Source organism: Deferrisoma sp. (assembly GCF_054681715.1).
Genome location: NZ_BAAHFQ010000082.1, coordinates 1 through 14457, shown reverse-complemented (window position 1 = coordinate 14457; position 14457 = coordinate 1). Strand labels below are relative to the sequence as shown.

Below are 14457 nucleotides of genomic sequence, written 5' to 3'. Positions count from 1 at the left end.
TCTGTTGAGAGCACCACCATACCCGAGACGGAGGGCATTTTTCATGGACCAGGTTCCCCGGTTCGCCGACCCGCCGATTTTCCGCATCAGTTCAGGCTCTCAGGCTTTCTGGCGATAGCGTTCTTGGACACGAGTGGGGCGCATCCGTACGTGGTGAACGATACCACACTCAGTTACCACACCTTCAACAATATGGCGATCTCCCAATACCAGATGGAGGGGGCCATCCGGCACGGGTACAACAGCGCGACCTTCCAGTGCCCGGTGCTGATCGCCGACGGGTATTCGGGAGAGGACGACTACCGGGTCGAGATCCCGGAGGGTCTCATCCTGAAGGAAACCTACATCGGCCGGGCGATCGCCGAGGCCGACGCGATGATCGTGCTGGGGCACGCCCGGGGCCACTCCATCACCATGTACGGCGGGGTCCTCAAGCAGCTCGGCATCGGTTGCCAGTCGAAGCGGGGCAAATACATCACCCACCTCGCCCACTGGGGTGACCCCCACGACGCCATCGGGTGGCCCAAGTTCACCGACAAGTGTCCGGGCAAGGCGTGCAAGTTCCACGAGATGTGCGACAACTCCTGCCCACGCCAGGCCCACCGGGTCACCGAGCACGGCAAGGAGTGGTGGCCGGAGCGGTGCCGCCTCTGCTACTCGTGCCAGGTCACCTGCATCTTCTCGGGGATGACCGGGATCACGTTCGAGGAGAACTACTTCCCCAACGCCATGATCGCCCACGCCGACGCCGCGCTCGGCGCCCTGAAGTGCTTCGAGAGGGGCAAGGTGGGGTACATGAACTTCGCCATCGACGTGGTACCCGAGTGCGACTGCTTCCCCTGGGCCGGCATGCCCCTGTGCCCCGATGTGGGGATCTTCGCCAGTAAGGACCTGATCGCCTGCGAAATGGCCACGCTCGACGCCATCGACGCAGCCCCCATCAGCCCGGGGTCTGTGGCCGAGGAGAAGGGTCTGAAGCCGGGCGATGACAAATTCCGCGAGGTCAACGGGTTCAGCCCCCGCATCACCATGGCGGCGGGGGAGAAGATCGGTCTCGGGACCATGGAGTACAAGCTCGTGAATTACGAGCCCGTCCTGACCCCCGAAAACGCGGCGAAGTGGCAGGTGCGCCCGGGAGGTATCCCAACGACCGTGCGGTTGCGGGAGATCTTCCGTAAGCACGACCTCACCACCGAGGTCATGCCGTTCCAGCGCACCGAGTACAACAAGGACTGGGTCTTCAACGAGTGGAAAAAGTACGACCCCTTCAAGGGGCAGACCCCCGGGTAAGGGCCCCTTCGCCGGGGCGGGGAAGCCGGCCGCCGCGGGCTCTCCCCGCCCCTTTTTTGCGGGTCCCCCGATCGGGGGCGCCCCCACAGCGAGTCCTGGGAAGGTGGTTGGCCATCATGAGACGCGTGTACTGGATGGACCTGGAAAACCTCGGGCCGGATCGTTCTGTGGCCCAGAAACTCCGGGCGCTCCTCGAGACCTCCGGGGCCGGCGACGACCTGTGCCCCGAGATGCGGGTGTCGTTGAAGGTCAACACCGCGGAGGACGGGTACGAGTACGGCTTGCGGCCCGTGTTCATCCGAAGCGCCGCTCGCCTCGCCGCCGACCTGACGGGGAAGAGCCCGATCGTGTGCGACGGGCTCAAGCTCGTGGACTACTGGAGAAGGACCAAGGGGCACGCGTTTCTCGAGGTGGCCCACAGCAAGGGCTACAACCCCCAGGCCCTCGGCGGGAATTTCGTGATCAACGGGGGCTATAGCGGCGACGAGGGAAACATCTACCCCTGTCGGCTCCCCAACTCCGAGTTGGGCGGGGTGGAGGTGGGCACGGCGGTGTGCCGTACCGACGCCCTATGGGTGCTTTCGCACGTGACGCTCCACCCCTTGTTCGGGCTGAGCGGGGCGCTCCTGAACGGCGGATTCGAGTGCCTCGTGGGCCGCGAACGCGTGCGGGTCCTGAAGGGCCTGAACCCGTATCTGTTCAACGGCCACCGCCCGGGTGCCGACGAACTGGCCGGATTCCGGCGCCGGGCTCTGGAGGCCCACCTGGGCGTGCGCGAAGCCATGGAAGAGCGCGTTTTCTACGTGAACTGCCTGTGGGACGTGACCCCCCAGCCCGAATACTACCCGTTCAGTGAGGGGCCTCTGGTCGCAAACCTGGGGTTTCTGGCGGCCCGGGACCCGGTCGCCCTGGACGCCGCCACGGTTTCCCTGCTCCGCGGGGCGGGCGCGCCTCCCCCCGACGAATTCCTTGCAGCCCTGGAGGAGGCGGAGTCGCTGGGGTTGGGCGTTCGGGAGGCCCCGGTGGAACGGCTTACGTGACGCAACCCATCACCCCTTGCACGAGGAGATCCCATGGAGACTCAACTGAGCGCCTTTCGCGAGCAGCAACGGCGGCACCTGGCCGGGGACGGGGCGATCGCCGACGCGCTTCGGCACGTCAAGTACAAGATCGCCGTCCTCTCGGGGAAGGGGGGCGTCGGCAAGACGGCCGCCACCATCAACTTGGCGGCGGCCCTTCAGAACGCGGGGCACCGGGTCGGCGTCTTCGACGCCGACCTGCACGGGCCGAGCACGCCGAAGATGTTGGGGATCAAGAAGGAATCCCGGCTAAACGGCGCGTTCTGGCTGGACCCGGTGGTTACGGAATCGGGGATCAAGGCGCTTTCCGTGGCCCTGTTCTGGCCCGGGGACATGACCCCGGTCATGTGGAGGGGCCAGGCGAAGAGTCGCACGATCCGCCAGTTGCTGGCTGCGGCGAAATGGGGAGGGCTGGATTTCCTCCTCGTCGATCTGCCGCCGGGTACCGGTGACGAGCCCATCGCGATCTTGAAGTCGATCCCCGGCCTCGACGGCGTTGTGATCGTGACCACACCCCAGGAGGTTTCGACCCTGGTGTGTTCCAAGGCGATCAACGCAGCCCTTTCCCTGGGGGCGAAGGTGCTGGGGCTTATCGAGAACATGAGCGTGTATCGGTGCCGGTGTTGTGGCGACGAGGTCCACCTGTTCGGGAAGGACAAGGGCCGCAGCCTGGCCCGCATGATGGAGGTGCCGTTCCTGGGTTCGATCCCCCTGGATCCCCTCTTCTCGGAGGCGGCCGATTCTGGGGTGCCGATCGTGAACCTCCACCCCGAGAGCGTGACCGCCCGGGCCTTCGTGGAGATCGCCCACACGTTGGCGGCCCAGATGCCCCCGAGGGAGGTGCCCGATGCCCCGCCCGAGGAGAGCCGGCCCTGCCCAGGGTCGGGGCACCATCACCGCCCTCACCATCACCACAACCACGGCAGCCGGGGCGGATGCGGCCACTCGCACCACCGCCCCACGACTCCCGGCGGCTGATGCGCCGCCCCTAACACACCGGAGGAGGACTCGATGTCGGACCAAAAGATGGGAACCCACTACGCGCGAGAGATGGCCGCGGTATTTCGGGAGATGGCCGGGCAGGCCCATTACGGCGCCATGAAGGACAAGCTGGAGCAGCTCGCCGACGAGTTGGAGAAGCTGGCCTCCAAGCTCTACTTCAAGACCCAGAAGGGAACCGAGGACATGCAGCGGCTGATGGGGGAACTCGAAGAGTTGCGGGCCAAGGCCGAAGCCTGCCAGGAGGCCTCGGAGGTCGGCAGCATGTGCACCCCGTTTTTCGGGAACATCGAGAAGGTGCTGAACCACGTGAAAACGATGAAGGTGAGGATGACCTGAGGAGGTCGCGATGGGCTCCGACCAGCCGAACCGCCAGATGATCGAGGACATCACCCGGGTCGGTGTGCGCGCCGCCGTTCTGCTGAGGGGTGTGGTGCTGCAGACCGTGGACCGGGACACCCTGGAGTGGGGGTTGCGGGAGTTGGCGGCGGGTCGCCTTCTCGAGAGGTACTTCGGATACCTGGTGGACCACCCCGAGTGCGTGGATCTGCTGAATCTGCTGCACCTTGTCTACAGCCTCGAGGGGCAGTTGGAGTTTCAGGTGCGCGAGTACGGTCTCGACTCGGTGAAGGACGACCTGGAGGAGATCAACTTCAGCTTGAGGCGGGTGGGTGAACGGTTCGACCTGGCCGCCCTGCGCCAAGCGGTCTGACCCGTCCCATGCCGACGAGGAGAGAGGCTCCATGAAGCTCGAAGGTCAAGTGGCGATCGTTACCGGCGGCGCCCGGGGAAACGGGCTCGCCATCGCCAAGGCGCTCGCATCCGAGGGGTGCCGGGTGGCCCTGGCGGACATCTGCGAGGACATCCCCACCGTGCCCTACCGGCTGTCCTCGAAAAAAACCCTGAACCGGGCGGTCGAGGAGATCCGGGGGATGGGGGGCGAAGCGCTCGGCATCGTGTGCGACGTGCGCTCCGCCCCTTCGGTAAAGGCGCTCGTGGACGAGGTGAAGCAGAGGTTCGGCCGGATCGACATCCTCATCAACAACGCCGGCATCACGAGCCTGGTTCCGGTGGTGGATATGGACGAGGCCACGTGGGACGACACCCTGGACACCCACCTCAAGGGAACCTTCCTGTGCTGCCACTACGTCGTTCCCCACATGATCGAGGCCCACTACGGCAAGGTGGTGTCCATCTCCAGCGTGGGGGGCCAGAGGGGGTTCGGGATGGGGGCGCACTACTGCGCGGCCAAGCACGGGATCCTGGGGTTCACCAAGAGTCTGGCCATGGAGGTGGCCGACCACAACATCAACGTGAACGCGGTGTGCCCCGGAACCGTGTGGACCGACATGATGAAGGGATTGGCCGAGCACTTCGGCATGGAAGAGGACGAGGCCAAGGAGCAGTTCTGCGAGGGGCATCTGTTCAAGGATCGGGAGATCACCCCGGAGGACGTGGCCCAGGCCGTCCTGTGGCTGTGCCTTCCGGAAAGCCGCTGCGTGACCGGGAACATGATCACCGTGGACAGCGGCTGGACCGCGGCGGCGGGCTAAGGCGCCGGCGCAGAGGCGGGGAGCCGGCCCCCACCGGGGGCGCCTCGGAGCCACGGGTGAACCAAGCATGCGGTGACCGCTTTCGCCAACTGCCGAAAGGAGCGAGCCATGGAAGAGACCGGAAAGAACCCCGAACCGATGATGACCCACGAAAGCGAAGAACCCGAAGCGCCCGAAATCCTGGAGGAGATCGCGGTGGAGGAACTCGCGCTCGACGGGATCTGCGGCGTGTATTGAGGCCCGTTCCCCGGGGATGGGGCCGGCAGCCGGCCCCATCCCGGAACCCGCCCACGGGGGTTGACCGCATGAACGTCCGATACCGGCTCCATCCCTGTTGCCGTGTGCGCCGAGAGGCCTTCGGGCTCCTGTTCTACGACAGCCGGGGCCCGAAGCTCCTCTTCGCCGAAACCGAAGCCCTGCTCGACCCGGAAGACCTCCGGGCGGGGGTCGGCCGGGCGGAACTGGAGCGGCGTCTCGGCCCCCGTTCGGCCGAGCGGGTCCGGGGGTTCTTGGAACGGCTCGTCGCAAAGGGGTTTCTCCGTGAGCAACCGGTTTGTTGAAGGGGGCCTGCGGGCCCCGGTGAACGTGACCTGGGAGGTCACCCTGGCCTGCAACCTCCGGTGCCGCCACTGCCTGTCGGCTTCGGGGGAGCCGGCCCCGGGGGAGCTCGACACCGCCGAAGCCCTCGATCTGGTGGAGCAGTTCCACCGGGCCGGGGTGTTCCAGGTCAACTTCGGCGGCGGGGAGCCCTTTCTCCGGCCCGACTTCGACCGCATCCTCGACGCCTGCCACCGGCGCGGTCTGGTCACCTGCATCTCGACCAACGGAACCTTCCTCGACAAGGGCCGGGTGGCGCGCCTGGCCGAGAGCGGGCTCGTGGCGGTGCAGGTCAGCCTGGACGGGGCCACCCCCGCCACCTGCGACGGGCTGCGGGGGGTGGGGAGCTACGACCGCGCGATGAGGGCCCTGACCCTGCTCGCGAAGAGCCCGATCCCCACGAGCATCAACGCGGTGCTCACGGCGGCAAACACCCGGGAGATCCCGGCCCTCTACGAGATGGCGCGGGAACTGGGGGTGACGCTTCGGGTCAGCCGGTTTCGGCCCTCGGGCCGGGGCGCGGCCCTGTGGCGCAGCCTGCGGCCGTCGGCCCGCCAGTTGTTGGAGTTTTCGGAGTGGTTGCTGGGGACGGGGGACGTCCGGACCGGGGACAGCTTCTTTTCGCTCACGCCCCAGGAGCGCCAGGGGCTGGGGCTCAATCTGTGCGGTGCGGCCAAGCTCACCTGCTCGGTGGGACCGGCCGGGGAACTCTTTCCGTGCGCCTTTCTCCAGACGCCCCGGTTTCGGGCCGGATCCCTGCGGGAGGAGTCGTTCCAGGAGATCTGGGACGGATCGCCGGTGTACCGGTGGTTCCGGCGGCTTCGCATCCGGTCCTGCGAGGGGTGCCACCGGTTCGACCAGTGCCACGGCGGCTGCCCGGCCGTGGCCTACCACATGGGCGGGTCCCTGGAGAGCGGGGACCCGGAGTGCCTGGAGCGGTGCGTCACGGCCCTGACCGGGGAGCAGCCCGCCCCTGAGGCCGCATCGGCCCAGGGCGGTTTTCGAATCACCGAAGAGGCACCTTCCGCGTGAGGAGTTGCTTGCCATGATGTTCCAGTACCTGTTTTCCCCGTTGAAGATCGGCCGCGTGGAGGTGCGCAACCGCATCTCCTTCCAGCCCCATTTGACGAACTTCGCCGTGGACTGCCTGCCCTCCGAGCGCCACATGTACTACTGGGGCGAGCGGGCCAAGGGGGGCGTCGGGCTCATCATCACCGAGGAGATGAGCGTCCACCCTACCGATCGGGCGTACGAGAAGTTGGTGGAGGTGTTTCGCCCCGAGGTGATCCCGGGCTTCCGGAAGATCACCGACTATGTCCACCAGTTTGGGGCCAAGATCTTCGCCCAGCTCAACCACAACGGCCAGCAGTGCGACGGCACGTTATCCCGGCTGCCGGTGTGGGCCCCGAGTCCGGTGCCCGACGTGCTGTTCCGGGAAGTCCCCAAAGAGATGGAGCCCGAAGATATCGACGAGGTGTGCCGGTACTTCGCCAGGAGCGCCGTCCACGCCCGGGAGGGAGGTTTCGACGGCATCGAACTCCAGTACGGGCATTCGAGCCTGGCCCGGCAGTTCCTTTCGCCCCTGACCAACAAGCGCCAAGACGAATACGGGGGGAGCCTGGAGAACCGGATGCGGGCCCCGATCCGGTTCATCGAGGCGGTGCGGCGGGCGGTGGGGGACGATTTCACGGTGGGCATCCGGCTGTGCGCCGACGAGATGGTCCCCTGGGGTGGGCTCACCCTGGCCGATACCCAGGAGATCGCCCAGCGGTTCGAGGCCACCGGCCTCATCGACTTCATGGACCTTTCGATCGGCACCTTCTACAACCTGTACCTGGTGGAAGGCTCCATGCACACCCCCCTGGGGTACACGATTCCCCTTGCCGCCGGGATCCGCGAGAAGGTGAAGCTGCCGGTGTTCTGCACCGGCCGGATCAACGATCCGGTCATGGCCGAGAAGGTGCTGGCCGCGGGCCAGGCCGACATGATCGGGATGTGCCGGCAGCTCATCTGTGACCCGTTTCTCCCCAAGAAGGCCTTCGAGGGGCGGCTCGAGGACATCCGGTACTGCGTGGCCGACAACCAGGGATGCATCGGCAGGATGGGGCTCAACAAACTTCTGGGCTGCATCCAGAACCCGGCCGTGGGGCTCGAGAAGCAGTGGGGGGAGGGAACGTTGAAGCCGGCTCCGGTCAAAAAGCGGGTTATGGTGATCGGGGGCGGCCCGGCCGGCATGTGGGCCGCCAAGATGGCCGGACGGCGGGGCCACGAGGTGCATCTGTACGAGCGGGGGGACGAGCTCGGCGGGCAGGTCCGGATCGCCATGAAGGGCGCGGGACGGGACGAGTTCGGGGTGATCATCCGCAACGAGAAGGAGCAGGTGGCGAAGGCCGGGGTCACCGTGCACCTGGGGGTCGAGGTGGACGCGGAGATGGTGGTCCGGGAAAACCCGGACGCCGTCATCGTGGCCACCGGGAGCGTGCCCTTCAGGACGCCCCCGATGCCCGGGGGAGACGGACCGGGCGTATGGAACGTGTGGCAGGTGCTCCAGGGGGAGGCGGAACTCGGCGAGACGGTATGCCTCATCGACGACGACGGTCACCACCGGGCCACCTCGACGGCCGAGTACATGGCCGACCAGGGGAAAAGGGTCCACATCCTGTGCTCGGGCCTGTTCGTGGGGGCGGAGTTGGGGCCGCTCCAGGACCTCTACCTGACCCGACAGCGGCTGCTGCAGAAGGGGTGCACGTTCACCCCGGACACCGCGGTGATCGAGATCTCCGGGGAACCCGGCGCCAAAAGGGTGCAGGGGGTGAACGTCTACTCGAACGAGGTCAGCACATTCGGGCCCTACGACTCCGTGGTGTTGGCCGTGCGGCAAGAGGCCGACGACGCCCTGTACAAGGCGCTGAAGGGCAGGGTCAGGGAACTCCACCGCATCGGCGACTGCGTGGCGCCCCGCAAGGTGGATATGGCGATCTGGGAGGGCCACAAGGTGGGGAGGGAGCTGTGATGGCCCGCGCTGGGGGGCACGGCACGGCTGCCGGCCCGGTGCTGGCCTTCGTGGCCCGGCCCGAGGGCCAGCCCGACGACGCGGACAAGGGAATCCTGAACCAGGCGAGCCGGCTCGCCGCGATGCTCGGGGCGCCGTGGGCCGTGGCAACCTTTGCGGGCGCAGGCGACGACGCCAGCGCCTCCTCCGGGGAAGAGGCGTCCGGAAACGGCTCGCCGGACGTGAGCCTCTTGGCCCGGTACGGGGCGCCGGAGGTTTGGGTGATCGAGCCCGGCCCCGAGGCCCCCGATCGGCCGGACGTGCAGGCCGAAGCGCTCGCCCGGGCCGCTGCGCAGGTCGGGGCCCGCGCGGTCCTCCTCGCGCACACGGACCTCGGGTCGGCACTCGCCCCCGTGGTGGCGGCCGAACTCGACAGGGCCGGCGGGGCCGCCCTGCTCACCGAGGTGGTCTCGGCGGCTCGAAACGGCGAGGGCGTTGTGTTCGGGAGGCGCGCCCTCGGGGCCCAGGCCCTGGAGCTCAGGCGCTGGGACGGCGCCGTGCCCCTGGTGGCCACGGTGGACCCGGGTGCGCTGAGCCCGGTGCTCTTGCCCACGGTCCGGCCCACCCGTCCCCCGGTGCGATCCATCCGGGTGGCGGCTTCGGAACGGGCCGCCCGCAAACGGATCGTTCGCCGGATCCCTCCCGACCCCCAGACCGTGGACGTGACGGAGGCCGAGGTGATCTTTTGCGCCGGGAAGGGGTTCGACCGGGAGAGCTTCGAGGCGTTTCGGGAACTCGCCCGGTTGCTCAAGGCTTCCCTGGGGGTGACGCGGCCGGTCTACGACCTCGGCTGGGCCGGGTTCGAGAGGATGATCGGCCAGACGGGGCGCACCGTGGCGCCGCGGTTTTATCTGGGCATGGGCATCTCGGGTTCCATGCACCACGTCGGGGGGATCAAGGACGCCAAGCGGATCGTGTGCCTGAACATCGATCCCAAGGCACCCATGTTCCCCAACAGCGACGAGGGGTTCGTGGCCGACATCCGGGAGGTGGTACCCCTTCTCCTGGAGAGGGTGAGAACCCGGCTGGCGGCGGCCGAGGCCGAGGAGGGCGCCCCATGAAGCGGCGGTTCGAAGCGATCGTGGTCGGGGCGGGGCCGGCCGGGGCCGCGGCGGCGGTGAAGCTCGCCCGCGAGGGTGTGGACGTGGCCCTCGTGGAACGGGGGGCCTTTGCGGGTGAGAAAAACATGTTCGGCGGCCTGCTTCACCGCATGCCCGCCCTGGAAGAACTGTTCCCCGACTTCTGGGTCCGCGCCCCCCTGGAGCGGCACGTGGTCCAAAAGAACCTGTGTTTCCTGACGGGGGAGGCGAGCTTCACGGTACGGTACGAGACCGAGGCGTTCGACCGGCCGCCGTACAACGGGTACACGGTGTTCCGGCCACGGTACGACGCCTGGCTCGCGCAAGAGGCCCAAAGCGCAGGGGCCACCTACCTCACCCGGTGCACCGTGGACGACGTGATCGTGGAGTCCGGCCGGGTCTCGGGTGTCAGGCTCCTGCGGGACGGGGGAGAATTGCGGGCGCCGGTGGTGATCGCGGCCGACGGGGTGCTGTCGTTCACGGCGCTCAAGGCGGGCCTGCGGCGGGGCCCCTTCGATCCGGACCAGATGGCGGTGGGGGTGAAGGCGCTCGTCGATCTGCCGAAGGCGGTCCTCGAGGACCGGTTCGGCCTGGTCCGGGACCAAGGCGCGTCCGTGGAGTTTGTGGGGTGCACGGACGGGGTGCGCGGGGGCGGGTTCCTGTACACGAATGCCGACAGCGTGTCCGTGGGGTTGGTGCTCCACATCGGAAGCCTGAGAAGGAGCCGCAAAACCCCCTACGACCTCCTCAACCGGTTTCTGACCCATCCCCATCTGGCCAAACTGCTCCAGGGGGGGCGCCTCTCGGAGTACTCGGCCCACGTCATCCCCGAGGGGGGATACGAGATGATCCCCCAACTGGCGGGAGACGGCATCCTGGTGGCCGGGGACGCGGCCGGGTTCTGCTACGCCAACGGGCTCAACCTGGAGGGGATCAACCTGGCCGCCCACTCGGGGATCCTGGCGGCCGAGACCGTGCTCCAGGCGCGGCGAGCCGGGGAGTTCTCCGCCCGCGCCCTGGGGGACTACCGGAGGCGTTTGGCCGAAAGCTTCGTGCTGCGCGATCTCAAGCTGTACCGGCGGGCGCCCCGCATGCTCCACATCGACCGGTTGTACGGAACTTACCCCGAACTCCTTTGCGAGGTGATGGAGCGGGTCTACCGGATCGACGGCACGCCTAAGGAAAAGCTCCCGAAACTCTTTCTGCGAAAGGCGCGCCAGAAGATGTCGACCCGGGAACTCCTGTCCGACGCATGGCTGGCGTGGAGGTCGGTATGATCCACATCAACGTCGACGAGATCTTCGATTACACCAGCTTTTCGGTGGACGACGAGCCCCACATCGTGCTCGACCCGGCCGTGTGCCGCACCTGCGATCACCGGGGCTGCGAGTCGGCCTGCCCGGCCCGGTGTTACAGCTGGTCGGAGGAGGAGGGGAAGATGCAGTTCGTTTACGACGGCTGCCTGGAGTGCGGCACGTGCTACATCGTGTGCGACAAGAACGCCTTCACCCGGTGGCGCTACCCCCGGGGAGGGTTCGGCGTGAGCTACCGGATGACATGACACGGGGCACAGCAAGGCGAACGGGGGAACCACCGGACCGAGAGGCGATCATGGCCCAGAATGCGTTGGGAATTCTCGTGCTCCTGCGGGAGGTGACCGACCCTCGGCCCCCCGCCCAGTTGAGCGAGGAGGGGGCGCTGATCCGAGACCGGGGGCTTCGGCGGATCCCCAACCCGGCCGACCTGGCCGCCCTCGAGGAGGCGCTGGCCCAGGCGGCGGGTTTCCCCGGAGCCGCGGTCACCGCGTTGGCCGTGGGGCCACCCCGCGTGGACGACCTCCTGCGTTGGGCCGTCGCCATGGGGGCCCACCGGGCAATCCGGATCTGGGACGACCACCAGGCCCTGGAAGGAGCCGACGCGTCGGCGGACGCCGCCCTCCTGGAACGGTGCCTGGAGATTTTTCGGCCGGATCTGTGGATCACCGGGAGTCGGTTGCTCGACCGGGGCGACGCCCCGGGTCCCGCCCTGGCCTGCGCCCGGGCCGGTCTTCCCCACGTCGACGCGGCGGCGGGCCTGCGGATCTCCGATGGGGGGATCCGGGTGACCCGCAGGGCGGACCGCGGCGCCCGCCAGGAACTCGAACTGCCGCTGCCGGCGGGGGTGTTTGTCGAGGCCGGGATCCGCAGGCCACGATATCCGGACATGGAACGGGTGCTCGCCGCCCTGGAGGCCGAGATCGAGGTGTGGGGGCTACCGGATCTGGGGTTGCCCGCCGCGGCGGTGGGGGAGGCCGCCGCGAGGCTGGCGCGGCTGGGGTATCGGTTTCCGAGGCCGGACCCCTTGCGGGTCCCCACGCCGGATCCGCGCTGGCCGGCCCCCCAGAGGACCGCCGCGCTGCTCTCCGGGGGGATCCAGCCCCGCGCGGGGCGCATCCGTTTCGGCACGGCCGCCGAGGTGGTGGACGCCCTCCTGGAGATCTTCACCCAGGAGGGGCTTCTGCCGGCCGGAGGCGCGCCATGAGGTACCGGATCGCGCCCGACGTACGGCTCCACGAGGGGCCCGAGGGCGCCTACCTCGTGGGTCTCCACCCGCTTCGGGCGGTTCGCATCAACGCCGTGCTCCACCGCCTGGTGGGGCGGTGCCGCGGACCCGGGGCGGAACCGATGGCCCCTGGCGAGGCGGAGGCCCTCGAGGCCCTGACCCGGCGCGGGTTTTTGGAGAGAGAGCGGGCCGCCGGGTTGCCCGACGCGGCCCTTCCCACGGTGAGCGTGGTGATCCCGGTGAAGGACCGGGCCGGAGAACTCGACCGCTGCCTCCGATCGCTGGGCCGGCTGGACTATCCCCGGGGCCGGGTGGAGGTGATCGTGGTGGACGACGGAAGCCGGGACGGGTCGGCCGACGTGGCCCGGCGCTGGGGGGCGCGGGTGGTGGGTTCCGGCGGGTGCGGTGTCGGACCGGCCTCCGCCCGTAACCGGGGCGCGGAGGCGGCGCGGGGCGAGATCTTGGCGTTCATCGACTCCGACTGTACCGCCTCCCCCGGCTGGCTTCGGGACCTTGTGGCGGCCTTCGAGCGGCCCGAGGTGACGGCGGTCGGCGGGCGGGTCGAAGGGATGCACGTGGCGACCCGGCTCGATCGGTACGAGGCGGTCATGTCGAGCCTTTTCCTCGGGCGCAGGGAGCGAAGCGCCCGGGAAGGGAACGACACCTTCTACCTCCCGAGTTGTAACCTGCTGGTGCGCCGGAACGCGTTTCTCGGGGTGGGCGGGTTCCGGGAGGGGATGTGCGTGGGAGAAGACGTGGACCTAACCTGGCGCCTGCGGGACCGGGGAGGACGCATCGTGTATCGCCCCACCGGGTGGGTGTGGCACGAGCACCGGAACCGTTGGGGGGCGTTCCTGCGCCGGCGGTTCGAATACGGCGGGTCGGAGGCGCTCCTCCACGCCGCCCACCCGCAGCGACGCAAGAAGATCGCCTTTCCGCCGAGCCTGACTGCGGCCGTGCTGCTCCTGGCCTTGGGAATCGCAGGGGGGATCGGAATCGCGGTCCCCCTGGGCGTCGCCGTGCTCGGGGTCGACGCGCTGTGGTCCCATCGGCTCTTGTCTCGCCGGGGCATCCCGGTTTCCCACAGGCGCGTGGCCGCGGCGCGACTCCGGGCGCTGAGCAGCCTGCTGTATTACCTGGGGGAGCACGGCCTTCGGTACTACGCCGCCCCCGCCGCGCTCGCGGCCGGGCTTTGGCCGCGGTTCGGGATGCTCTTGGCGCTGCTGGTGGCCTGGGTGGGCCTGGTGGAGTACCGGACGCGCCGGCCCGGGGTCTCGCTCCCGTGGTTTTTCGGCGCCTACCTCCTGGACCGGTTGGCGTACGGGGCCGGCGTGTTCTGGGGGTGCCTGCGGCGGGGGAGTTTCGGGAGTTACCGCCCCCTGGTGTACCGGCGCATGGAGATGACCTTCGGCTGACGGGGGGCGGCCGGAACGGGATGAAGAGGGTCGAAAAGGAGAGGAGAGCGATGGAGCCGAGGCTCGAAGGGAAAGAACGTCGCCTGAAGGAGATTCTTCGGGAGATGGGGGGCGTGGTGATCGGGTTTTCGGGCGGGGTCGACTCCAGCTACCTCTACGCCGTGGCGGTGGAGGTCCTGGGCGACCGGGCCCTCGGGGTGACCGCGTGCTCCGAGACCTACCCGGAGCGGGAACGGCGGGAGGCCGAGGCCCTGGCCCGTTCGCTCGGAGGGAGGCACCAGGCCATCGTGTCCGAGGAACTCGACGTGCCCGGGTTCGCCGAGAACCCCAAGAACCGATGTTATTTCTGCAAAAAGGAGCTGTTCGGAAAACTCCGGGAGGTGGCGGACCGCGAGGGGCTGCCCCACGTGGCCGACGGCTCCAACGTGGACGATCGGGGAGACTACCGGCCGGGCCGGCAGGCCGCCCGGGAACTGGGGGTTCGAAGCCCGTTGGAGGAGGCCGGGCTGACCAAGGAGGAGATCCGCGCCCTTTCCCGGGCCAGGGGACTCCCCACCTGGGACAAGCCGGCCTTCGCGTGCCTGTCGTCGCGGTTCCCCTACGGGACCCGCATCACCCGGGAGAAGGTGGCCCGGGTCGGAAGGGCCGAGGAGGGCCTTAGGGCGCTCGGGCTCCGGGTGGTTCGGGTCCGCCACCACGGGGACGTGGCCCGGCTGGAGGTGGGGCCCGAGGAGTTCTCGCGGATCGTGAACGGCCTCCGGGAGGAGGCGGTACGCGTGGTGAAGGAGGCCGGGTATGCGTACGTGGCTCTGGATCTCCAGGGATATCGGACGGGCGCCATGAACGAGGTGC

Annotated in this window: 16 protein-coding genes; all 16 read left to right on the top strand. The window is 68.6% G+C overall.

From position 1 onward, the window contains the following. Positions 1 to 123 precede the first annotated feature (123 nt). Positions 124 to 1290: a DUF362 domain-containing protein gene (locus ACY0I8_RS11660; protein WP_461394886.1), complete on the top strand. Its 1167-nt coding sequence runs from the start codon at positions 124 to 126 to the stop codon at positions 1288 to 1290. 116 nt (positions 1291 to 1406) lie between these two features. Then, positions 1407 to 2330, top strand: coding sequence for a DUF362 domain-containing protein (locus ACY0I8_RS11655; RefSeq protein ID WP_459941710.1), 924 nt, complete (start codon positions 1407 to 1409; stop codon positions 2328 to 2330). A 33-nt stretch (positions 2331 to 2363) separates the two neighbouring features. Beyond that, positions 2364 to 3347: an Mrp/NBP35 family ATP-binding protein gene (locus ACY0I8_RS11650; protein WP_459941711.1), complete on the top strand. Its 984-nt coding sequence runs from the start codon at positions 2364 to 2366 to the stop codon at positions 3345 to 3347. 33 nt (positions 3348 to 3380) lie between these two features. Further along, entirely contained in the window at positions 3381 to 3707 is a 327-nt protein-coding gene (locus tag ACY0I8_RS11645; RefSeq protein ID WP_459941712.1) for a hypothetical protein, read from the top strand. A gap of 10 nt (positions 3708 to 3717) precedes the next feature. Then, positions 3718 to 4080, top strand: a complete 363-nt coding sequence (locus tag ACY0I8_RS11640) for a hypothetical protein (protein WP_459941713.1) — start codon at positions 3718 to 3720, stop codon at positions 4078 to 4080. Between the two features lie 31 nt (positions 4081 to 4111). Then, a complete protein-coding gene (locus ACY0I8_RS11635) occupies positions 4112 to 4921 on the top strand; it encodes a mycofactocin-coupled SDR family oxidoreductase (RefSeq protein WP_461394885.1) in 810 nt (269 codons plus the stop codon). 108 nt (positions 4922 to 5029) lie between these two features. Continuing rightward, positions 5030 to 5158 carry a variant-type mycofactocin precursor gene (gene mftA, locus ACY0I8_RS11630; protein WP_461394884.1) on the top strand — a complete coding sequence of 43 codons (129 nt, stop codon included), beginning with the start codon at positions 5030 to 5032 and terminating at the stop codon, positions 5156 to 5158. A 68-nt stretch (positions 5159 to 5226) separates the two neighbouring features. Continuing rightward, positions 5227 to 5481 carry a mycofactocin biosynthesis chaperone MftB gene (mftB, locus tag ACY0I8_RS11625; RefSeq protein WP_459941716.1) on the top strand — a complete coding sequence of 85 codons (255 nt, stop codon included), beginning with the start codon at positions 5227 to 5229 and terminating at the stop codon, positions 5479 to 5481. Next, positions 5462 to 6550, top strand: coding sequence for a mycofactocin radical SAM maturase (gene mftC, locus ACY0I8_RS11620; protein WP_459941717.1), 1089 nt, complete (start codon positions 5462 to 5464; stop codon positions 6548 to 6550). Before mftB ends, mftC begins: the two co-directional genes overlap by 20 nt. A 13-nt stretch (positions 6551 to 6563) precedes the next feature. Next, positions 6564 to 8531: a mycofactocin system FadH/OYE family oxidoreductase 2 gene (locus tag ACY0I8_RS11615; RefSeq protein ID WP_461394883.1), complete on the top strand. Its 1968-nt coding sequence runs from the start codon at positions 6564 to 6566 to the stop codon at positions 8529 to 8531. Next, positions 8531 to 9631: an electron transfer flavoprotein subunit alpha/FixB family protein gene (locus ACY0I8_RS11610; protein WP_459941719.1), complete on the top strand. Its 1101-nt coding sequence runs from the start codon at positions 8531 to 8533 to the stop codon at positions 9629 to 9631. Before ACY0I8_RS11615 ends, ACY0I8_RS11610 begins: the two co-directional genes overlap by 1 nt. Next, positions 9628 to 10926, top strand: a complete 1299-nt coding sequence (locus ACY0I8_RS11605; RefSeq protein ID WP_459941720.1) for an FAD-dependent oxidoreductase — start codon at positions 9628 to 9630, stop codon at positions 10924 to 10926. Before ACY0I8_RS11610 ends, ACY0I8_RS11605 begins: the two co-directional genes overlap by 4 nt. Then, positions 10923 to 11210: a ferredoxin family protein gene (locus ACY0I8_RS11600; protein WP_459941721.1), complete on the top strand. Its 288-nt coding sequence runs from the start codon at positions 10923 to 10925 to the stop codon at positions 11208 to 11210. Before ACY0I8_RS11605 ends, ACY0I8_RS11600 begins: the two co-directional genes overlap by 4 nt. A 50-nt stretch (positions 11211 to 11260) precedes the next feature. Further along, positions 11261 to 12169, top strand: a complete 909-nt coding sequence (locus tag ACY0I8_RS11595; protein ID WP_461394882.1) for an electron transfer flavoprotein subunit beta/FixA family protein — start codon at positions 11261 to 11263, stop codon at positions 12167 to 12169. Then, positions 12166 to 13605: a mycofactocin biosynthesis glycosyltransferase MftF gene (gene mftF / locus ACY0I8_RS11590; protein ID WP_461394881.1), complete on the top strand. Its 1440-nt coding sequence runs from the start codon at positions 12166 to 12168 to the stop codon at positions 13603 to 13605. The genes ACY0I8_RS11595 and mftF overlap by 4 nt, the downstream gene beginning before the upstream one ends. A 50-nt stretch (positions 13606 to 13655) precedes the next feature. Then, a partial coding sequence (gene larE, locus ACY0I8_RS11585) for an ATP-dependent sacrificial sulfur transferase LarE (RefSeq protein ID WP_461394880.1) occupies positions 13656 to 14457 on the top strand: 802 nt, incomplete at its 3' end.

Excerpts from the sequence above, each read along its gene's own strand:
- ACY0I8_RS11640 (WP_459941713.1), top strand. The coding sequence starts at position 3,718 with ATGGGCTCCGACCAGCCGAACCGCCAGATGATCGAGGACATCACCCGG.
- mftB (WP_459941716.1), top strand. The coding sequence starts at position 5,227 with ATGAACGTCCGATACCGGCTCCATCCCTGTTGCCGTGTGCGCCGAGAG.
- ACY0I8_RS11600 (WP_459941721.1), top strand. The coding sequence starts at position 10,923 with ATGATCCACATCAACGTCGACGAGATCTTCGATTACACCAGCTTTTCG.
- ACY0I8_RS11645 (WP_459941712.1), top strand. The coding sequence starts at position 3,381 with ATGTCGGACCAAAAGATGGGAACCCACTACGCGCGAGAGATGGCCGCG.
- ACY0I8_RS11605 (WP_459941720.1), top strand. The coding sequence starts at position 9,628 with ATGAAGCGGCGGTTCGAAGCGATCGTGGTCGGGGCGGGGCCGGCCGGG.
- mftF (WP_461394881.1), top strand. The coding sequence starts at position 12,166 with ATGAGGTACCGGATCGCGCCCGACGTACGGCTCCACGAGGGGCCCGAG.
- ACY0I8_RS11635 (WP_461394885.1), top strand. The coding sequence starts at position 4,112 with ATGAAGCTCGAAGGTCAAGTGGCGATCGTTACCGGCGGCGCCCGGGGA.
- mftA (WP_461394884.1), top strand. The coding sequence starts at position 5,030 with ATGGAAGAGACCGGAAAGAACCCCGAACCGATGATGACCCACGAAAGC.
- ACY0I8_RS11650 (WP_459941711.1), top strand. The coding sequence starts at position 2,364 with ATGGAGACTCAACTGAGCGCCTTTCGCGAGCAGCAACGGCGGCACCTG.
- ACY0I8_RS11615 (WP_461394883.1), top strand. The coding sequence starts at position 6,564 with ATGATGTTCCAGTACCTGTTTTCCCCGTTGAAGATCGGCCGCGTGGAG.
- ACY0I8_RS11595 (WP_461394882.1), top strand. The coding sequence starts at position 11,261 with ATGGCCCAGAATGCGTTGGGAATTCTCGTGCTCCTGCGGGAGGTGACC.
- ACY0I8_RS11655 (WP_459941710.1), top strand. The coding sequence starts at position 1,407 with ATGAGACGCGTGTACTGGATGGACCTGGAAAACCTCGGGCCGGATCGT.
- ACY0I8_RS11610 (WP_459941719.1), top strand. The coding sequence starts at position 8,531 with ATGGCCCGCGCTGGGGGGCACGGCACGGCTGCCGGCCCGGTGCTGGCC.